The sequence below is a fragment of the Gordonia jinhuaensis genome (assembly GCF_014639795.1).
Taxonomy (GTDB): Bacteria; Actinomycetota; Actinomycetes; order Mycobacteriales; family Mycobacteriaceae; genus Gordonia_B; species Gordonia_B jinhuaensis.
This window is the reverse complement of record NZ_BMGC01000007.1, coordinates 91152-109948: the sequence shown is the minus strand read 5'-3', so window position 1 is coordinate 109948 and position 18797 is coordinate 91152. Positions and strand designations below refer to the sequence as shown.

The 18797-nt window shown below is 66.3% G+C and carries 17 protein-coding genes, 1 tRNA gene and 1 pseudogene; 9 read left to right on the top strand and 10 right to left on the bottom strand.

From position 1 onward, the window contains the following. The first annotated feature begins 6 nt into the window (after nucleotides 1-6). From IEW22_RS07315 to IEW22_RS07305, 3 genes and pseudogenes are all read left to right on the top strand, one after another. Complete coding sequence (locus IEW22_RS07315; RefSeq protein WP_188585949.1) at nucleotides 7-879, top strand: ABC transporter permease; 873 nt, start codon at nucleotides 7-9, stop codon at nucleotides 877-879. Nucleotides 880-930: 51 nt separating this feature from the next. Then, the gene (locus IEW22_RS07310) at nucleotides 931-2160 is read left to right on the top strand and encodes an aromatic ring-hydroxylating oxygenase subunit alpha (protein ID WP_229742264.1); all 1230 of its coding nucleotides are present in this window, start codon (nucleotides 931-933) and stop codon (nucleotides 2158-2160) included. A 53-nt stretch (nucleotides 2161-2213) separates the two neighbouring features. Beyond that, nucleotides 2214-2714: pseudogene (locus tag IEW22_RS07305) on the top strand (TetR/AcrR family transcriptional regulator); the annotation flags it as partial. 32 nt (nucleotides 2715-2746) lie between these two features. On the opposite strand, the gene IEW22_RS20020 reads toward IEW22_RS07305, so the two are convergent. The 3 genes from IEW22_RS20020 to IEW22_RS07295 are packed head-to-tail and all read right to left on the bottom strand — an operon-like array spanning nucleotide 2747 to nucleotide 5384. Further along, the gene (locus IEW22_RS20020) at nucleotides 2747-3895 is read right to left on the bottom strand and encodes a heme-dependent oxidative N-demethylase family protein (protein ID WP_308421373.1); all 1149 of its coding nucleotides are present in this window, start codon (nucleotides 3893-3895) and stop codon (nucleotides 2747-2749) included. Beyond that, nucleotides 3892-4437 carry a dimethylamine monooxygenase subunit DmmA family protein gene (locus IEW22_RS07300; protein WP_188585947.1) on the bottom strand — a complete coding sequence of 182 codons (546 nt, stop codon included), beginning with the start codon at nucleotides 4435-4437 and terminating at the stop codon, nucleotides 3892-3894. The genes IEW22_RS20020 and IEW22_RS07300 overlap by 4 nt, the downstream gene beginning before the upstream one ends. Beyond that, nucleotides 4434-5384 (bottom strand): PDR/VanB family oxidoreductase, encoded by a 951-nt coding sequence (locus IEW22_RS07295; protein WP_188585946.1) that lies wholly within the window; start codon nucleotides 5382-5384, stop codon nucleotides 4434-4436. The genes IEW22_RS07300 and IEW22_RS07295 overlap by 4 nt, the downstream gene beginning before the upstream one ends. Before the next feature lie 174 nt (nucleotides 5385-5558). Between IEW22_RS07295 and IEW22_RS07290 the strand changes: the two genes are divergently transcribed. From IEW22_RS07290 to IEW22_RS07280, 3 genes are all read left to right on the top strand, one after another. Further along, nucleotides 5559-6215, top strand: coding sequence for an O-methyltransferase (locus IEW22_RS07290; protein WP_188585945.1), 657 nt, complete (start codon nucleotides 5559-5561; stop codon nucleotides 6213-6215). A 252-nt stretch (nucleotides 6216-6467) separates the two neighbouring features. Next, the gene (locus tag IEW22_RS07285; protein ID WP_188585944.1) at nucleotides 6468-8288 is read left to right on the top strand and encodes an ABC-F family ATP-binding cassette domain-containing protein; all 1821 of its coding nucleotides are present in this window, start codon (nucleotides 6468-6470) and stop codon (nucleotides 8286-8288) included. Nucleotides 8289-8362: 74 nt separating this feature from the next. Continuing rightward, complete coding sequence (locus IEW22_RS07280; RefSeq protein ID WP_188585943.1) at nucleotides 8363-9373, top strand: enoyl-CoA hydratase/isomerase family protein; 1011 nt, start codon at nucleotides 8363-8365, stop codon at nucleotides 9371-9373. A 154-nt stretch (nucleotides 9374-9527) separates the two neighbouring features. Here the strand turns inward: IEW22_RS07280 and IEW22_RS07275 are convergent, their stop codons facing one another. From IEW22_RS07275 to IEW22_RS07260, 4 genes are all read right to left on the bottom strand, one after another. After that, the gene (locus tag IEW22_RS07275) at nucleotides 9528-11174 is read right to left on the bottom strand and encodes a peptide chain release factor 3 (RefSeq protein ID WP_188585942.1); all 1647 of its coding nucleotides are present in this window, start codon (nucleotides 11172-11174) and stop codon (nucleotides 9528-9530) included. Between the two features lie 175 nt (nucleotides 11175-11349). Continuing rightward, nucleotides 11350-12414, bottom strand: a complete 1065-nt coding sequence (locus IEW22_RS07270; protein WP_188585941.1) for a beta-ketoacyl-ACP synthase III — start codon at nucleotides 12412-12414, stop codon at nucleotides 11350-11352. Nucleotides 12415-12590: 176 nt separating this feature from the next. After that, entirely contained in the window at nucleotides 12591-13157 is a 567-nt protein-coding gene (gene pth / locus IEW22_RS07265; RefSeq protein ID WP_188585940.1) for an aminoacyl-tRNA hydrolase, read from the bottom strand. Nucleotides 13158-13317: 160 nt separating this feature from the next. Continuing rightward, nucleotides 13318-13944: a 50S ribosomal protein L25/general stress protein Ctc gene (locus IEW22_RS07260; protein WP_188585939.1), complete on the bottom strand. Its 627-nt coding sequence runs from the start codon at nucleotides 13942-13944 to the stop codon at nucleotides 13318-13320. A gap of 337 nt (nucleotides 13945-14281) precedes the next feature. Here IEW22_RS07260 and IEW22_RS07255 point away from each other — a divergent pair, with 337 nt between their 5' ends. Both IEW22_RS07255 and IEW22_RS07250 read left to right on the top strand, forming a co-directional pair. Further along, nucleotides 14282-14737 (top strand): limonene-1,2-epoxide hydrolase family protein, encoded by a 456-nt coding sequence (locus IEW22_RS07255; RefSeq protein ID WP_188585938.1) that lies wholly within the window; start codon nucleotides 14282-14284, stop codon nucleotides 14735-14737. Nucleotides 14738-14817: 80 nt separating this feature from the next. After that, nucleotides 14818-15252 (top strand): limonene-1,2-epoxide hydrolase family protein, encoded by a 435-nt coding sequence (locus IEW22_RS07250; protein ID WP_188585937.1) that lies wholly within the window; start codon nucleotides 14818-14820, stop codon nucleotides 15250-15252. A gap of 30 nt (nucleotides 15253-15282) precedes the next feature. Here the strand turns inward: IEW22_RS07250 and arsC are convergent, their stop codons facing one another. The 3 genes from arsC to glmU are packed head-to-tail and all read right to left on the bottom strand — an operon-like array spanning nucleotide 15283 to nucleotide 18140. Next, nucleotides 15283-15624 carry an arsenate reductase (glutaredoxin) gene (arsC, locus tag IEW22_RS07245; RefSeq protein WP_188585936.1) on the bottom strand — a complete coding sequence of 114 codons (342 nt, stop codon included), beginning with the start codon at nucleotides 15622-15624 and terminating at the stop codon, nucleotides 15283-15285. 14 nt (nucleotides 15625-15638) lie between these two features. Further along, the gene (locus tag IEW22_RS07240) at nucleotides 15639-16616 is read right to left on the bottom strand and encodes a ribose-phosphate diphosphokinase (protein ID WP_188585935.1); all 978 of its coding nucleotides are present in this window, start codon (nucleotides 16614-16616) and stop codon (nucleotides 15639-15641) included. Nucleotides 16617-16622: 6 nt separating this feature from the next. After that, nucleotides 16623-18140 (bottom strand): bifunctional UDP-N-acetylglucosamine diphosphorylase/glucosamine-1-phosphate N-acetyltransferase GlmU, encoded by a 1518-nt coding sequence (gene glmU, locus IEW22_RS07235; RefSeq protein WP_188585934.1) that lies wholly within the window; start codon nucleotides 18138-18140, stop codon nucleotides 16623-16625. A gap of 404 nt (nucleotides 18141-18544) precedes the next feature. Between glmU and IEW22_RS07230 the strand changes: the two genes are divergently transcribed. Next, nucleotides 18545-18616 (top strand) — tRNA-Gln (locus IEW22_RS07230). Nucleotides 18617-18797 lie beyond the last annotated feature (181 nt).

Here is an 18797-nt window from a genome sequence, read left to right as displayed (position 1 = left end):
TGCACCGTGACCTGGATTCGACGCTGGTGGGATGACCCGTGGCGCAAGCCGCGGGTACTCGCCACGATCACCGCGTTCTACCTGCTGTGGTCGCTTCTGCCGATCGTCATCGCGATCCTGTTCTCGTTCAACAGCGGTCGCTCGCGGTCGGTCTGGCAGGGCTTCTCGACCCGGTGGTATTTCGGGTCCGACCAGTCGGTGCTCGGTAACGACACGTTGCACTCGGCGATCGTGCAGACCCTCTGGCTGGGCCTGCTGACGACGCTGATCACCGTCCCGCTGGGGGCTGCGCTCGGTATCGGGCTCGACCGGTGGCGCGGTCGGATTCCCTCGGGCGTCAACGGGATCACCCTGATCTCGTTCGTGGTCCCCGAAACTTTGCTCGCAGTGGCGATCCTGTTCGTGGTGACCAACCTGGCCCTGCCGGTGAGCCTGGGTACCTCCGCGCAGGTCATCGGACTGGTGACCTTCCAGCTGTCGTATCCGGCGGTGTTGGTCCGCTCGCGGCTGGCCACCATCGGCACGCAATACGAGGAAGCCGCAATGGATCTGGGGGCGTCACCGCTACAGGCGCAGCTGCGGGTGATCCTGCCGATGCTGGCACCGGCGATCGTGGCCAGCGCGGTGCTGGTGTTCGCCGACGTGATCGACGACTTCGTACTCGTACGCTACCTGTCGGGCAGCGCCGACACGGAGCCGATCTCGGTGCTCATCTACAACTCGGCACGATCCTCACCGACACCGGCGCTCAACGCCCTGGCCACCATCCTGCTCGCGGCGGCCATGATCGCGATCGCGCTCGGGTTCGCCGTATTCCGTTGGCTGGGACGTAGAAGCGGCAATGGAGCCGATCTGAGTGTCTTCGCCGGCGAGGCGTGAAACCACCACCGCAACAAAACACCACAGACACAACGACATCAGGAGTACCACGTGAGCACACCAGCACTGCGCGGCGTCCCGGCGCCCCTGCGCGCCGACGAGGTGGCACGCGCCTACGCACCCTTCGAACAGGCCCGCATGCTGCCGCCGGCGGCCTACACCAGTCCTGAGGTCCTCGACTGGGAGCAGGCCAACATCTTCTCCGGCTGGATGTGTGTGGCCACCGCCGACAAACTCCCGCGAGTCGGCAGTCAGCTCTCGGTGCAGACCGGTGCCGGGGGAGTGCTGCTGGTGCGCGACGAGGATGAACAGATCCGCGCCTACGCCAACTACTGCCGCCACCGCGCTCACGAACTCATCCCGTGTGGCGGTACTGCACAACGACGTTCGATCGTCTGCCCGTATCACGCGTGGTCGTTCAAACTCGACGGTGGACTGCGCAATGCCCCGGGTTTTCGTGACGTGGCCGGGTTCGACAAGAGCGAGTTCGGCCTGGTCCCGATCGCGGTGACCGACTGGCACGGCTGGATCTTCGTCGACCCATCCGGCGACGCAGGCGATTTCGACGATCACGTGCGTGACCTCGAGAGTGTGGTCGCGCCATACCGACCCGAGGAGTTGCGCACCGTTGCCACTCACTCCTACGAGATCGCCGCCAACTGGAAGGTGATCATCGAGAACTACCAGGAGTGCTACCACTGCCCGTCGATCCACCCGGAGTTGTGTCGGGTGAGCCCACCCGACAGCGGCGAGAACGTTGACACCGACGGTGAGTGGATCGGCGGGTGGATGGATCTCGACGATCGCGCGCAGACCATGTCGCTGGACGGGCGCTCGGGTGGCGTGCCGATCCCCGGACTCGACGAGACCCGGATGCGCACGGTGATGTACGCCGTGTGTTTCCCGAACATCCTCATCAGTCTGCATCCGGATTATGTGATGACCCATACGCTGCGGCCACTGACGCCGGAGTCGACGTTCGTGGAGTGTTCATGGGCCTTTCCCGTCGCGGCCGCGGAGCGCGCGGGTTTCGACGGTGCATACGCCGTCGACTTCTGGGATCTGACCAACCGACAGGACTGGACGGCATGCGAATCAGTGCAGCGCGGTCTGGCCTCGCCGTTCGCGATCGCCGGTCCGCTCGCCCCCGATGAGGACGGCGTGTACCAGTTCATCCGCCGAATGGGCCGTGCGTATGCGGGCCTGGGCCCCGACCCCGAGCAGCGTCCGTCGATCACCACCGACACCGCCGAGGTACCGGTGGCCGACGGGCACGTGTGATCCGACCCGGTCAGAGCGCATCCGGGTGACCGACTGCCTCTGATCGCATCCGCATGGCCCGTGGGCACCTAGAGTGGGTGCCCATGGGTACGCGCGGGACGGGGCTCACCGACGAGCGACGAGGCGAGATCCTCATCGCGGTGGTCGAGTTGATCGCCGAACACGGGGTGTCGAGCGTTCGGCTTTCCGATGTCGCCGCTCGGTGCGGCGTGTCGGTGGGGGCACTGCAACATCACTTCGCCACCCGCGAGCAGCTCATCGACGAGGCCTTCTATGCCTACACCCTCGGGGTGGTGCGTCAGATCCAGGAGCTCAGCGCCAGGGGCGGTGATCCGTGGAAGCGGATCATGCGGGCACTGGCCGCCTACGGTGACGTCGGGGACTTCCGTCAGCGCAGCCGGTTGTGGGTCGAATTCGGCTCATCGGCCGCGCGCAGTGAGCGGCAGCGTGAGCGGATTGCGGCGATCCACGCCGAATGGGCGCGTCCGTTCGTCGAGGCCATCGACGACGGTGTCGCCGACGGATTGTTCACGCCGGTGGCCGATTCGGTGACGATCGCCGAGACCATCCTCGCCACGATGGACGGCTACGACCTCGCGTACGCCGCCGGCATCATCGACCTCGGTGCGGAGGGAGTCGATGTGGTCGAACGACTGGCCCGGATGGTCGCCGCGCAGCTCGGGGTGGAGGCGGCCGGCATACGTCCAGGGTGGCGGCAGTCCCGGCACGTCGAATAGTGCTCCGCGGCAGGGGAATTGATACCGGCGGCCTGCGCAAGCCAGGCCATCGCCGGCGCCCGGTAATCGGTCATTCCCTTGTACTCGGCCATGTCGTCGGGCAATTCGGTGACGATGTCGATCAACTGACGTGACCATTCGGGCACCGTGGCGATGTCGGCGAGTGAGAGCATCGTGGTGCGGATGCTGAACACCAGTCCGCCGCTGGCCGGAAGTCGGATGAAATGCTCGGTCTCGATGCGCAACTGGATGCGCCCCCAGTCCTGTGCGGCGATCAACGCCGGCATCTCCCAGCCCCAGCTCGGCATCGCCTCCAGGCTCGTGTCCAGCCGCGGCGTTCCGGTCGAGGAGAAGGTCCAGTTCGTGCGGCGGTAGATGTTGTCGGGCGTCAACGACATCATGAATCGCTCTGCGGCGCCGGTATGCCCCTCCCCGGTGAAACGCGGTATCGGCGAATGGATCTGATGGAAGCTCATGCCCAGGTCGAAGTCGAACGACCAGCTGCCTGCGAAGGTCACGATGCCGGCGTCGAACCAGAGTTGGCCGTCGCGCTCACTCAGCAACAGCAGGTCCTCGGGTACCTGGGATCCGATGAACCCGAGTGGCCCCATCGGGACGGTGTCGTCGTCGCCGTAGCGGAAGCGGACCTCCTGCTCGAGCAGACCGTTGGTCCACACATGGTGATCGCCGTCGGTGCGCAACGACATCACGTCGGGGCGGGCGTCGCACAGCTCGCGCAGATAGAACATGACCGTGTCCCAGCATGCCGGACGCATGTGATCGCGCACCTGTAGTCGGCGAGGGTCCTCGTAGAGGATGCGTGACCGGGCACGGCATGCGCTGATGTAGTCGTGATCGTTCTCGACCTCCACCACGTAACGGCCCCAGCTCCCGACGGCGGTGTGCGCGAGCTCGCGGGCTCTGGACACATTCACCGAGTAGCGAAAGGTGTTGTCGCCACGAGAGAACGGCCACGGATAGTACGACGGGACGGTCATCGCAACTCCTGAGCGTAGGCGTCGGTTCCGAGATATCCGCCTCGCAGTCGCGAGACGTGGGCATCGATGTAGAGGTGACGGCGGCATCCAGAACAGATCACGATGTCGCCGGTACGCGCGGCCGTACGGGTCGTCGCCGAACAGTGCACGCAGTAGACGGTGAGGTCGCTGGTGGAGGTGGCGCACATCGCGTACTCCGCCTCGATGAGTCCCGCGGCGTCCAATCGTGAGGCGATGAGCAGGAGGTCTGCCTCGGGCCCGATTGCGCAGACGCGGTGGCCCACGAGCAGGCGGTCGAGTGCCGCCGACACCGCCGCGTCGACGTCGCTGAACCGGTCGCCGGTGAGCATGGTGCACGGCATGTTGAGTCGTCCTGCCCACTGGGCGGCCAGTGCGGGGCCGTCCTCGCCGAGTCCGATCACCAAGTAAGCGAGGGCTCTCGGGTCGGGTGTCGGTAGCTGGTCGGACCAGCGAGGCAGGGACAGCGGTGCCGGTGCGCCGACGGCGTCGGTGACATCGGTCTTACCCGTCCCGACCTTCACAGGGCTACCTCCAGGGTGTCCTCGACGCCGCGCGACACGCAGGCATAGAGATGCGAATGCTGTTGGCGCTGTGCGTCGGTGGTGAGCATGTCGCGGTGCACTGCCCGTCCCGACGCGATCCGTACCCGGCATTGTCCGCACACGCCCTGACGGCACATGTTCGGCACCGTGACGCCGTGGGAGTCGAGCGCGTCGAGCAGGCTGACACCCGACGGCACGTCGATCCGCTCACCCGTCGAGGACACCGTGACGGTGAAGGGATCGCCCGCGTCGAGCTCGAGGCCGGCGAAATGTTCCACGCGCACACGGTCTTCCGGCCAGCCGAGGGCGGCTGCCATCTTCTCGAAGTCCTCGAGATAGCCGGCCGGACCGCACGCGTAGGCGTAGGTGCCCATCGGTTGTGCCGACATCAGCTCTGCGGTCGCCTCGGCGATCTCAGCGCGACCACAGGTCAGACGGAGGTTGTCGCCTGCCTCGGCACACAATTCGTCCAGGTGTGGTGCACGGGTGGGGGAGTAGCCGTAGAGAACGGTGATGGGTCGTCCCCAGTGCCGTGCGGCGCGCAGATGCGACAGGATCGGGGTGATGCCGATCCCGACCGCGATCAGCAGATGGTTGCGCGCACTGGGGACCGGTCGGAACGCCGACACCGGACCCTGTACGCGGACCTGGGTTCCCTCGGTGAGATTGTCGTGCAGCCAGTCGGATCCGCCGGTTGCCCCCGCATCGTCGGTGTGACCACACCGCAGGACCGAGATCCGGTACGCCTGTGGGGCGATGCCGCTGTCGGTCAGCGAGTAGGCGTTGAATTCTGGTCGTTCACCGGCCTCGTGTTCGATCCCGATATGCGAACCCGGTTCATACCACGGCAATTCGGAGCCATCGGCCGCACGCAGCTCGAACTCGCGGACATCGGGTGCGATGTCACGGATGCGTGTCACGATCATCGGTCTCGTCGGCGGTGCGCCCATGACCTTATCCAAGTTCCGGATAATGACGAGGGTGTTACATGACCGTCAAGACTTGTTGCACATCGTGTTCGCGGTGAGGCCGATCGGTCGGCGGGTGCCCGCCAGCGGATTCACAGCTGATCGCCAGTGACCGGGGCTAGCGTCACGAACATGACCGCCACCATTGTCAGCGAGCCCCTTGCCGCAACGCTTGCCGGACTCTATGAGCGAGCGGAGGAGCAGCGCTCCTCGGCTTCCGGGCCGCCGCGTGTGCAGCTTCCTGCCGACGCAACAGCCCAGCATCGAGCCGACCTCATGAGCGACCGGTACATGCCGATCAGCCCGGACACCGGGACCCTCCTCTACACGATGATCCGTGCTGCGAGACCGGAGGTGGTGGTCGAATTCGGTACCTCCTACGGGATCTCGGGTCTCTACATCGCAGCCGCGTTGCGCGACAACGGTATCGGGCATCTGTACACGACCGAGTTGAGTTCGAAGAAGGTCACTGCTGCCACGCGGAATTTCGAGCAAGCCGGGGTCGCCGACGTGGTGACCATCCTGCCCGGCGACGCCCGCGAGACCCTGGCGTCGGTGACCGAAAGCATCGGGATCGTGTTGCTCGACGGCTGGAAGGAGATGTACCTACCGGTGCTGGCGCTGATCGAGCCGAACCTGCGCTCAGGGGCGACCATCGTCGCCGACAACACGACACGCGCGGACGTCGCGCCCTACCTCGACTATGTGCGTGACCCGGGCAATGGCTACATGAGCATGAGCATGGGTGCACGTGGACACGACGCGGTGGAGATCAGCTGTCGGTTGTGATTGTGCCGGCGCAGCACGCCCTCCTCGACGAATCCGGCTCGGCGGTCCAGCGCGATGGCGGCGTGATTGTGCGGCCACACCTGCAACGTCACCTTGTGCGCGCCCTGGGCGCGACTCCATTCGGCGGCGGCTACCCGAGGCGGGGTCGCCGGCTGCGGGGCCGCTCGCGTCGGGGCCGTCGGGGTCGTGGCGCACCTCCCTGACGATAGCCGCGGTCGACCCGGAAGCACGGTGACATAAACTGGCCAATCGATGACAACGCCAGCCACCTCCCTGATCAATGCGGAGAAGATCAGCAAGAGCTTCGGGGTCAAACCCCTACTCGACGACGTGAGCCTCGGTGTGCAGGCCGGTCAGCGCATCGGTGTGGTCGGGCTCAACGGCGGTGGCAAGACCACGCTGCTCGAGGTGCTCGCCGGTGTCGAACCCCCGGATTCTGGTCGCGTGTCGCACGTGGGCGACCTGCGGATGGCCGTGGTCACCCAGCGCGACGAGTTCGATCCGGCGCTGACCATCGGTGAGGTGGTGCTCACCCCGCTCGGGGTTGCCGAACACGAATGGGCATCGGACGCCAAGATCCGTTCGGTTCTCGACGGTCTGGGGATCTCCGGGCTCGGGCTGGGGACCCGGATCGGCGAACTGTCCGGTGGCGAACGGCGACGAGTCGCGCTGGGTGCGGCGCTCGTGCAGGAACTCGACCTGGTGATGCTCGACGAGCCGACCAACCACCTCGATGTGGAGGGTGTGCAGTGGCTCGCCGATCACCTGCTGGCCCGGCGCAGTGCACTAGTGGTGGTCACGCACGACCGCTGGTTCCTCGATCAGGTCGCGACCCGCACGTGGGAGGTCCAGGGCGGTGGGGTGGCCGAATACGAGGGCGGATTCAACGACTGGATGTTCGCCCGCGCCGAGCGGTCGCGACTCGATGACGCCGCCGAGGAGCGTCGGCGCAACCTCGCACGCAAGGAGTTGGCGTGGCTGCGTCGTGGCCCGCCGGCCCGTACGTCCAAGCCCCGCTATCGCATCGAGGCCGCCGAGAAGCTGATCGCCGATGTGCCCGAGCCCCGCGACAGCGTCGCGCTGACCGCCTTCGCCAAGCGTCGACTGGGTCGGGTCGTCATCGAACTCGAAGACGCGACCCTCACGACGCCCGACGAGAGGATCCTGGTCGAGGACCTCACCTGGCGGCTGGAGCCGGGCGAGCGGATCGGTCTGGTCGGGGTCAACGGCTCGGGCAAGACGACTCTGCTGCGTACGCTTGCCGGTGACGAAGACGTGTCGCCGGGCCGTCGGATCCAAGGACAGACTGTCGAAATCGGTTGGCTGCGACAGGAACTCGATGATCTGCCCACCGACATCCGGGTGCTCGACGCGGTGGAGGACGTCGCGGAGCGGATCACGGTGGGCGACAGAGAACTCTCGGCGGCGCAGCTCGCCGAGCGGCTCGGGTTCACCCCTGCCCGCCAGCGGACGCCCATCCGTGATCTCTCCGGCGGCGAGCGCCGACGTCTGCAGCTCACACGGGTGTTGATGGCCCAGCCGAACGTCTTGCTTCTCGACGAACCCACCAACGATCTCGACATCGACACGCTGCAGCAACTCGAGGATCTGCTCGACTCGTGGGCCGGAACCCTGGTGGTGATCAGCCACGACCGCTATCTGATCGAACGGCTGGCCGACTCCACGTGGGCGTTGTTCGGCGACGGCAAGCTCACCAACCTTCCCGGCGGTATCGAGCAGTATCTGCAGCGTCGGTCGGAGATGGCTGCCGGTGGGGTCGGGTCGTCGCGAGCAGCCGCCTCGGCTCGGTCCGATAGCGGCACCATCGACGTCAAAATGACAACGCCACAGCGTGATTCGGCCGCCGAGCGCGAAGCGCAGAAGACAATGCGCCGCCTGGAGCGGCAGATGGAGAAGCTGGGCGAGCAGCAGGCGAAGCTGCATGAACAGCTTGCCGAGGCCGCCACAGACGTGACGCGACTGCAGGAGCTCGATGCCCAGCTCCGTGAGGTCACCGCGGCCAAGGATGAGGCGGAGATGGCATGGCTCGAACTCGCCGAGGAATGGGGCTGAGAAACGGGCCGGGCAGGCACACCCGCAAGCCCCGATCGCCACGGTGTGCGCGGCGGCTCCGATAGATTGCAGGTATGTCCTTCATCGACACCTCGACCAACAACGGAGTCGGCGAGATCGTCCTGAATCGCCCGAAAGCACTCAATGCGCTCGACCAGAGCATGGTCGACGACATGTATCAGACCCTGCTCGCCTGGGGCGACGACGCCCGAGTGGACACCGTCCTGGTCACGTCGGGTTCCGACCGCGCCTTCTGCGCCGGCGGGGACATCCGGGCGATCCGCGAGCATGCGCTGGCGGGCGAGACCGAGGAGGTCCACCACTACTTCGAGTCGGAGTACCGGCTCGACCAGTTGATCGCGGAGTACCCCAAGCCCTATGTGACCCTCATAGACGGCGTGGTGATGGGCGGCGGACTCGGGATCAGTGTGCACGGTGAGGTCCGGGTGGTCACCGAGAAGGCCGTCGCCGCGATGCCCGAGACCGGCATCGGGTTCTTCCCCGATATCGGTGCCAGCTACTTCCTGCCGCGACTGCCCGAAGGTGTGGGCATGTGGATGGGTCTGACCGGCGAACGCGTGTCGGGTGAGGGCATGATCGCGGTGGGTCTGGCGACCCACTACGTTCGCTCGCACAACCTGCCACATGTCGCGGCGGCCATCCGTGGTGGTGCGCGGCTGGCCGATGCCTTCGCGAACTATGTGGAGCCGGCGGCGGTGGACATCGACATGATGGACAAGGCGGCGCAGTACTTCGACGACAACAACGTCACCGCGATCATGGGCGGCCTTCGTGGCGCTGTCGCGGTCGACGATCTGTGGGCAACCGAGGCGCTGCGCGCGCTCGAGGCCGCCTCGCCGACCAGCCTGCTGGTCACCGCGAACCTCATCGACAAGGGGTCGTCGTCACAGCTGGACGAGTGCTTCGACCGCGAACTGCACGCCGCCGATCGCATCACCACCGGCCACGACTTCGCCGAAGGTGTGCGCGCGGTGCTGGTCGACAAGGATCGCGACCCCCAGTGGGATCCCGCGACCGTCGAGGACGTGGACGCGGCAACCGTCTATGACATCGTCGGGGACTGAGCCCGCGGTGCGGTCTATCGGCCGACGTGTACATGGATGACACCTGTGCGAGCTACGGACCGCATATACGGGGTCGGTGACTCGCACACGTGTCATCTGTGTACGCATAGCCCGTAGCCGCCGGCCGTGCGTGGCCTCGCGGGTCGTGTCGGGTTCAGTCGGCCGCGGCGACCAGCGGTTCGAGCGTCAGGTCGGGGCTTTCCTTCTCGATGTACTGCAGCCGCCACTTATCGCTGACCAGCGCGAGGATCGCGCCGTCGGTGCGGGTGAACACCTCCACGCCGCGTTGACGTGCGAGTTCTTCTGCGCTGTCGGCGTCGGTGCGTCGGGCCAGGCTGTAGGGCAATGACTGGATCGAGGTGTCCACGCCGAATTCGGTCTTCATCCGTGCGGTCACCACCTCGAACTGCATCGGTCCGACCGCGGCGAGCACCGGTGAGGCGTCGCCACGGATGTCGTTGCGCAGCACCTGAACCACGCCTTCGGAGTCGAGCTGGTCCATCGCCTTGCGGAACTGCTTGTACTTGCCGGCACTCTCGGCACGCAGCACCGCGAAGTGCTCGGGTGCGAACGAGGGGATCGGCGGGTACTGCACCTTGGGGTCGATGTAGAGGGTGTCGCCCGGCGCCAGTGCCATCGCGTTGACCAGACCCACCACGTCGCCGGGGTAGGCGGTGTCCACGGTCTGACGATCACGGCCGAACACTGTTTGAGCGTATTTGGTGGCGAACGGTTTTCCGGTCTGGGCGTGGTTGACCACCATGCCGCGCTCGAACTCGCCCGACACGATCCGCATGAACGCGAGCCGATCCCGGTGCGCGGAATCCATACCCGCCTGGACCTTGAACACCACGGCCGAGAACGGATCGGTCACCTCGCGCATCGTGCCGTCGATGCCCTCGCGTCCCTTCGGCGCGGGAGCCAGCGCGACCAGTGCGTCCAGCAGTTGTCGCACACCGAAATTCAGCATTGCCGAGGCGAAGATCATCGGAGAGGTCTGTCCGGCCAGGAACATCTCCTGATCGTGGTCCTGACCCATCTCCGACAGCAGAGCACTCTCCTCGACCGCGGCCACCCAGTCATCACCCTCGCGTTCGGCGGCTGACTCGGGATCCACGTACTCCTCGGGTGCGATGGTCGCACCGCCGGCAGTCCGGGTGAAATGGATGTACTCGCCGCTGCGCCGGTCCAGCAGACCCCGGAAATCACCGGCGATACCCACAGGCAGGTAGAGCGGAGTGGGCGTGAGGCCGATACGGTCGATGATCTCGTCGATCAGCTCCAGCGGTGTCCGACCCGGCCGGTCCCACTTGTTGATGATGGTGATCACCGGGATGCCGCGGTGGCGACACACCTGGAACAGCTTCAGCGTCTGCGGTTCGAGACCTTTGGCGGCGTCGATGAGCATCACCGCGCAGTCGACCGCGGTCAGCACGCGGTAGGTGTCCTCGGAGAAGTCGGCGTGGCCCGGGGTGTCGACGAGGTTGATCACCGCGCCTCCCGTGTCGGGATCGGCGCCGTCGGGGACGTAGGTGAACTGCAGAGCCGTCGAGCTCACCGAGATTCCGCGCGCCTTCTCCATCTCCATCCAGTCCGAGACGGTGGACTTGCGTCCGGCCTTGCCGTGGATGGCGCCCGCCTCGGAGATCTTGCGGGCGTGCAGTGCCAGCGCCTCGGTCATCGTGGACTTACCGGCGTCGGGGTGGGAGATGATGGCGAAGGTGCGGCGCCGGGCAGCCTCGGTGGCGATGTGGCGGCGATCGGTGCTGCCAGAGGTGCTGACGTCGGCTGAAGAACTCACTCAACGAGGGTAATCAACGGCGTGGCAGTGCACGAAATCCGTGTTCCACCGTGTTCGCGAGGTGCTCACCCGGGTCGCGGTGAGGGCGCGCCGACAAAGTGGTCACGTGAGCGGGCCGTTGCGGAAATATATCGCCAACGGCCCGCTCACGTGACCAGTGTGCAGTGATCTGCGGTCAGTCGCGGAGGCTGACCTCGGTCGGAGCCGGCGGCAGTGTGACGACCTGTGCGGCGTAGCTCAGGCCCGCGCCGAAACCGAGCAGCAGCGCCGTCTGGCCACCCTTGGCCTTGCCGGTCGCGAGCATCTCCTCCATCGCCAGCGGGATGGATGCGGCCGAGGTGTTGCCGGTGAACTCGATGTCGTTGGCCACCGGGACCTCCTCGGGCAGCCCGAGGTTCTTCTTGATCAGGTCGTTGATGCGGCCGTTGGCCTGATGCGGGATGAAGACCTCGACGTCGTCGTTGTGCAGGCCGGCGAGCTCGAGAGCACTGGTCAGCGCCTTGGGCAGGGTGATGGCTGCCCAGCGGAACACGCGCTGGCCCTCCATGGTCAGCGTCATCCGGCCGACCTTCTCCACTGCCGGGTCGACACCCTGCATGGCCTCGGCGCGGTCCATGTACTCGATGATGCTGCTGGTCTGGGCGATGGCCATCGCGTTCTCGCCGTCGCTGCCCCACACGGTCGGAGAGATGCCGTTCTCCTCGGTCGGTCCCACGACCACGGCTCCTGCGCCGTCGCCGAAGAGGAAGGCGGTCGAGCGGCTGGTCGGGTCGAGTCCGGCCGACATCGTCTCCACGCCGATGAGCAGCACGTATTCGGCGGTGCCCGCGCGGATCATGTCGGCAACCACGCCGAGGCCGTAGCAGAAGCCGCCGCAGCCGGCGACGAGGTCGAAGGCAGGCACGCCGTTGATGCCGAGGTCGTAGGCGATGGTCGGGGCGCCGTGCGGCACGATGTGCGGCCAGGTGCTGGTGGTCATCACCACGGCGCCGATCTTCTCGCGGTCGATGCCGCTGTTGATGATGGCGCGTTCTCCGGCCGCCACGGCGATCGACTCGTTGGTCTCCTCGCCGCTGATCCAGCGACGTGCGCGGATGCCGCTCCGGTCGTAGATCCACTCGTCGGTGGAGTCCAGCGTCTGGCACAGCTCGTCGTTGGTGATCAGCCGCTCAGGACGGTAAGCGCCGATACCGAGGATCCCGACGTTCGCTCGTGGCGTGTTGGTGGCGATGCTGACCATGGTGATGTTCCGTCCTTCGTCTACTCTGCCCCGACCGCGGCCGGATGGGCTGCCAGGGCGTTGCCCCGTGGGGGCTTCCTCGAGGTGTATCGGGGTTGTGGCCCCGCTTGTTTCCGCGTGTGCCCGTTTCGTCTGCCCCGTCGCATGCTCAGCCTACGACGCCGTAGGTTGGTTTCTCACCAGGAGTGCACCGAGTTCTGTGCATCTTCCAATGATTGCGACACCAGGAGCTTGGCCGCATCACAACCGTTGGTGATGAACAAGGGCAGTTGGTCCCGTTCTGCCGACGAGAACGGTTTGAGGACGAAGTCGGCGGGATCCTGGCGTCCCGGTGGGCGACCGATGCCCATCCGCACCCGCAGATAGTCGCGGGTGCCGATCGCCGAGGAGATCGACCGCAGCCCGTTGTGGCCGCCCTCGCCGCCGCCGCGTTTGAGGCGCACCAGCGAGAAGTCGATGTCGAGTTCGTCGTGGATGACGATCAGATCGGCCGGCGATACCGAGAAGAACTTCATCAACGGGCCGACGTGGCGGCCCGACTCGTTCATGTAGGTACGCGGCTTGGCGATGTGCACGGTCTGACCCTCGTAGCTGGTGGTCACGAGGTCGGCGCCGGACTTCTTGTGCACCCTCCACGACTCGCCGGCGTCGTCGGCGAGCGCATCGGCGACCATCGCACCGATGTTGTGGCGGGTGGCCGCATACCGCGGGCCCGGGTTGCCCAGGCCGACAATCAGTTTCATGCTCCCCGTCTCGTCGTGGGTACTGGTGTCGGGGATGCCGGTGGCCGGTCAGGCGCCGAGGCATCGTCGGCGAACACAGCGGCACGGGTCATCGATCGACGATGGTTCCCGTGCCGCTGGCGTTCTCGTGAAGAGTGTCGACTCGCGAGAGAGTCGGGTGTTACTCGGAGTCCGAGGAACCCTCGGCATCGCCCTCGGCGGGCTCGTCGGCGCTGTCCTCGGACTCGGTCGAGGCGACGGTGGCCTCGTTCACGGCCAGGATCAGCATCTCGGGATCCGACACGAGCGAGACACCCTCGGGCAGCTCGAGATCACCGGCGGTGACGCTGGTGCCGGCCTCGGCACCCTCGACGGAGGCGACGATCTGCTCGGGGATCGACAGGGCGTCGGCCTCGATCTCGACGGTCGAGGCGTCCTGCACCACCAGAGTGCCCGGTGCGGCATCGCCCTCGACGGAGATGGTGACCTCGACGGTGACCTTCTCGCCGCGGCGGACGATGAGCAGATCGGCGTGCTCGATGTAGTTGCGGATCGGGTGGATGTCGACCTGCTTGGTCAGCGCGAGCTGGCTCGTGCCCTCGATGTCGAGGTCGACGATCGCGTTGAGGCCGTTGTTGCGCAGGATCGCGGCGAACTCGCGAGCGGGCAGGGACAGGTGCTGCGGATCGCTGCCGTGGCCGTACAGGACGGCGGGCACGAGGCCCTCGCGACGCGCGCGACGGGCGGCGCCCTTGCCCTTCTCGGTGCGCACGGACACGGTCAGCTTGCTCTGAGTGGGTGCACTCATGGTGGTCTCCTTCATCGGTGGGTCGGGTCGCGGCATATGAAGACGCGCATCGACGACCTCGGCAGAACCCCACCGGAAGACTCGACTGCCGCGCCGATGACGGTGCATACACACCCTCGCCGTGACAACGGCAACCAGCATAGCTGCGACACGGACGGTGTGTCACATCTGCGGGGTCATATCCAGGGGTTCTGCCCGATCCGTCGCCTTCGGGACGGTCCGCGCGGCGAGTGTTCGCCTGGCCTTCATGTCGAGTTCCGGCTCGTGATCGCGACCGCCTGCACCATGGATATCCACGCCCCGGGGACACCCGCTGCGTACACGGAAGAGAGGTGACATGCATTACACACCGTTGTGGTCGCCTCCGGATGTGACCGCCCGATTCCTCGACTGCCTGGCCGGAGGAGATGTGGAGTTGGCCGAGAAGATGCTCGCGCCGCAGGTGAGCTTCCGTTTCGGGTGGCTGCCGGCGCGCGGATGCCGCTCGATGCTGCGTCGCGCCCGGTCGCCGCGCCGCTTCGACACCTTCATCCACAACGTCGTCGGAGATGGTGTGGTGGTGCTCAGCGAACGCACCGACGCCTATCGCTTCGGGCCGGTGTGGGTGCAGTTCGCGGTATGCGGTCGTACCCGGGTGGTCGACGGCAAGATCGTCGAATGGCGCGACTACTTCGACTGGGCCGAGGTGGCCGGTGCCTGTGCGCGCGGCGCTGTCGGCGCCCTGATCCCCGCCGCCCGTCCGCATCTGCCCGCAACAGCATCGCGTGACGATCAGGCGGCGTGGTTGTCCTGACCGGATCCTCGGGCTGTCGGGATGACAGGGCGAGCCGGTGTGCCCTGGCCGAGGGATGGTGGCTCTGACAGGCTGGCGTCATGGGTACCGAGCGCTCTGCCGATGCGATCGACGTGGTGCGTGCGTTCTTCGCAGCGATGACGGAGAGCGGTGCCCGCGGTGCTGAGCCCTACCTGGCCGACGACATCGTGTTCACCAACGTGTCGCTCCCGACCGCACGCGGCAAGAGATCTGTACTGCGGGCACTGAGTGCCCTCGATCGTTCTCCGGTGCGATTCTCCATGCAGGAGAAGGCGATTGCCGCAACCGCCGATACAGTGCTCATCGAACGAACCGACGAGGTCGCAGTCGGGCGGTTGCGTATTCGGTTCTGGGTGTGGGGCCACTTCGAGGTGTCCGACGGGCGGATCACGGTGTGGCGGGACTACTTCGACTGGTATGACGTGGCACGCGGGGTGGTCGTCGCGCTCGTCGAGCCGATGACCACACGTATCCGGTTGCGCAGCAGACGTTGACGTGCGGACGGCGAGCCCGCCGAGTCGTGATCAGATGATCTCGTCGACCGAGTCGATGGGTCGGGCGAGTCGTGTTCCCTTGTCGGTCACCACGAACGGACGTTCGATGAGGATCGGGTGCTCGGCCATCGCGTCGAGGAGCTCGTCGTCGGAGGCATCGGCCAGACCGAGTTCGGAGTAGAGCGCTTCACGCTTGCGCACTGCCTGGGACACGTCGATGCCCGCATCACTGATCATCTGCGACAGCTGCGCCCGTGTGGGCGGAGTGTTCAGGTAGAGCACCACATCGGGCTCGATGCCGGCGTCGCGGAGACGCTGCAGGGTCTTCCGCGACGTCGAACACCGTGGGTTGTGGAAGATGGTGGCGGCCATCGATCCTCTCGCGATCAGGCGATGCCGTCGAAGAGGCTGGTGACCGACCCGTTCTCGAACACCTGCTGGATCGTCTGTGCCAGCATCGGTGCGATCGACAGCACGGTGAGCCCGTCGAACTGCTTCTCGGGAGGGATCGGCAGCGTGTTGGTCGCGATGACCTCCTCGGCCCCGCAGTTGGCCAGACGCTCGGTGGCCGGGTCGGAGAAGATGCCGTGAGTGGTGGCGATGATGACCTTGCCCGCGCCCGCGTTCTTGAGGATCTTCACCGCGCCGGCGATGGTGCCGCCGGTGTCGATCATGTCGTCGATGACCACACAGGTGCGCCCCTCGACCTCACCGACCACGCGGTGGGCGATGACCTGATTGGGAACCAGCGGATCGCGGGTCTTGTGGACGAAGGCGACCGGCGCCTGGTCGAGGGCGTCCGACCACTTCTCGGCCACACGCACGCGGCCCGAGTCGGGGGAGACCACCGTGATGTTGTCGGTGCCGTAGTTGGTGCGCACATAGTCCGACAGCTGGCCGAGAGCATGCATGTGGTCGACCGGACCGTCGAAGAAGCCCTGGATCTGGTCGGTGTGCAGGTCGACGGTGATGATGCGGTCGGCGCCCGCGGTCTTGAGGAGATCGGCGATCAGTCGGGCTGAGATGGGCTCGCGACCGCGGCTCTTCTTGTCCTGGCGTGCGTAGGGGTAGAACGGCAGGACCGCGGTGATCCGCTTGGCCGAGCCGCGCTTGAGTGCGTCGATCATGATCAGCGATTCCATGACCCACTTGTTGAGCGGCACCGGGCAGCTCTGGATCACGAAGGCGTCGGAACCGCGGACGGACTCCTCATAACGAACGAAGATCTCACCGTTGGCGAAGTCCCGGGAGGTCTGCGGGGTGACCTTGATCCCGAGTTCATCGGCGACCTGATCGGCGAGTTCGGGGTGTGAACGCCCGGTGAACAGCATCAGGTTCTTGTGGTTCTCGGTGGTCCAGCTCACGTGCGTTTATCCGTTCTGTGTCGTGCTCGTATCGCGGTCGCTGCTCGGTGATGCGTCGCGGGACTGATGGGCTGCCGCAGCGGTGGCTGCGGGCGTGCCAGGACGCTTGGACTGTACCCAGCCCTCGATATTGCGTTGATGACCACCCGACACCGCCAGTGCACCCGGCGGAACATCTTCCCTCACGACGGTACCTGCTCCGGTGTAGGCGCCATCACCCACGGTCAGCGGAGCGATGAACATCGTGTCCGATCCGGTGCGACAGTGTGAGCCGATGACCGTGCGGTGTTTGTTCACCCCGTCGTAATTCACGAACACACTCGACGCGCCGATGTTGCTGTGGTCGCCGATGGTGGCGTCGCCGACGTAGGTCAGATGCGGCACCTTGGTCGCCTCACCGATGACGGCATTCTTGGTCTCCACGAATGTGCCGATCTTGCCCTCGGTGCCCAGATAGGTGCCGGGGCGAAGATAGGCGAACGGGCCGACCTGCGCGTGGTCGCCGATCACGGCGGAGCTGCCGTGGGTGCGGATGACGTGGGCGCCGCGGCCGATGGTGACGTCGGTGAGGGTGGTGTCCGGGCCCACCTGGGCATCGCGCGCGATGTGGGTTCGACCGTGCAACTGGGTGCCGGGGAGGATCGTCGCGTCGGGTTCGATGGTGACCTCGACACCGATCCAGGTGGTCGCCGGGTCGATCACGGTGACCCCGGCGAGCATGTGGGCGGTGACGATGCGGCGGTTGAGCTCGGCGCCGAGAGTCGCCAGTTGGGCCTTGTCGTTGCAGCCGGCGACCAGCGCGGCGTCGTCGATGTGACTGGCGTGCACCGGCTTTCCCATGTCGCGGGCGATCTCCACCACGTCGGTGAGATACAGCTCGTGCTGGGCGTTGTCGGTGGACAGCGATGCCAGCGCCGCGCTGAGGAAGGACGCGTCGAAGGCGTAGACGCCGGCATTGACCTCGGTGATCTCACGCTGCGATTCGGTGGCGTCTTTCTGTTCCACGATCTGGGTGACCTGCCCGTCCTGGGTGCGCAGGATGCGGCCGTAGCCGGTCGGGTCCTCGGCGGTGGAGGTCATGAGTGTGACCGCTGCGCTGGTCTCGGTGTGCAGTGCGGTGAGCTGCTCGAGTGCGTCACCGGTCAGCAGTGGTACGTCGGCGGCGGTGACGATCACCGTTCCGGTGAAGTCGTCGGGGAGCGCGGTGAGGCCGGCGCGCACCGCGCCACCGGTACCGTCCTGGACCTCCTGGACGGCGGTGAGGATCGGTCGGCCCAGTGCGGTGGCCTCGGCGTCGCAGGCCTGCGTCACCTGGTCACGTTCGTGGCCGACCACCGTCACCAGGAATGACGGATCGGTGTCGGCGGCTGCTCGCAGCGCGTGGGCCAGCAGCGTGCGCCCGCCGATCGAGTGCAGCACCTTCGGTGTCGACGACCGCATCCGTGTGCCTGCTCCCGCCGCGAGGACGATGACCGCCCGGGGTGTGCTGCGGGGGACGGACGGTTGGCTGCTGCTGGATGTCATGCCACTCCTCGGGGCCGGTGACGCGCGTGGCCTTGCGGGCCTTGGTGCGCGGTCGGCCGGGTCGATACGAGCCGGGTGCGATTCGAGGGCGATGTTACGTCGTCGCCTGGTCGTGACCGACGCCGCCCGAGTGCGCGCCGAGTAGCGTCTTTCCCCGATGTACCAGCTGAAAGCGGCAATTCACGCGCCGCCGACAGTGGACGTCGCGCTCCGGTCGCAGCCGTGGCAATTGTCGGCCCCCTCAGCGTCGCCGAGGGAACATTGCCCTCCGCGGCGCTCACGGGGACGATTTTTGCCAGGGCCTCTGGCACGGTCACTGCCAGTGCGACTGCGGACACCGCCTGGGACCGACCACTGGTTGCCGACGCCGGTCGCAGTCATGGCACAATCACCACGCGCAGTATTCCCCCATGGTGTAATCGGCAACACTTCTGATTTTGGTTCAGGCATTCCAGGTTCGAGTCCTGGTGGGGGAGCAAAAGGTGGTGGCCCGGGTCCCCACTGTCCTCGATCGATCACGTACCCCCTTCGGGTAACCTCGCCGCAACACCGGTGGCGCATAGTTATCGGTGAGCACAGTCGCCCGTCCGCTTCTGCGGTGACGATCCGGTTGGCCAACCTCCGGGACAGGGTTTCGACGAGCAGCTTTCATCGAGC

Bases quoted from the DNA above. Each gene is read 5' to 3' on its own strand.
- IEW22_RS20020 (WP_308421373.1), bottom strand. From the start codon at position 3,895: ATGACCGTCCCGTCGTACTATCCGTGGCCGTTCTCTCGTGGCGACAAC.
- IEW22_RS07295 (WP_188585946.1), bottom strand. From the start codon at position 5,384: ATGATCGTGACACGCATCCGTGACATCGCACCCGATGTCCGCGAGTTC.
- IEW22_RS07270 (WP_188585941.1), bottom strand. From the start codon at position 12,414: ATGGTCAGCATCGCCACCAACACGCCACGAGCGAACGTCGGGATCCTC.
- IEW22_RS07255 (WP_188585938.1), top strand. From the start codon at position 14,282: ATGCATTACACACCGTTGTGGTCGCCTCCGGATGTGACCGCCCGATTC.
- glmU (WP_188585934.1), bottom strand. From the start codon at position 18,140: ATGACATCCAGCAGCAGCCAACCGTCCGTCCCCCGCAGCACACCCCGG.
- IEW22_RS07285 (WP_188585944.1), top strand. From the start codon at position 6,468: ATGACAACGCCAGCCACCTCCCTGATCAATGCGGAGAAGATCAGCAAG.
- pth (WP_188585940.1), bottom strand. From the start codon at position 13,157: ATGAAACTGATTGTCGGCCTGGGCAACCCGGGCCCGCGGTATGCGGCC.
- IEW22_RS07290 (WP_188585945.1), top strand. From the start codon at position 5,559: ATGACCGCCACCATTGTCAGCGAGCCCCTTGCCGCAACGCTTGCCGGA.
- arsC (WP_188585936.1), bottom strand. From the start codon at position 15,624: ATGGCCGCCACCATCTTCCACAACCCACGGTGTTCGACGTCGCGGAAG.
- IEW22_RS07280 (WP_188585943.1), top strand. From the start codon at position 8,363: ATGTCCTTCATCGACACCTCGACCAACAACGGAGTCGGCGAGATCGTC.
- IEW22_RS07260 (WP_188585939.1), bottom strand. From the start codon at position 13,944: ATGAGTGCACCCACTCAGAGCAAGCTGACCGTGTCCGTGCGCACCGAG.
- IEW22_RS07250 (WP_188585937.1), top strand. From the start codon at position 14,818: ATGGGTACCGAGCGCTCTGCCGATGCGATCGACGTGGTGCGTGCGTTC.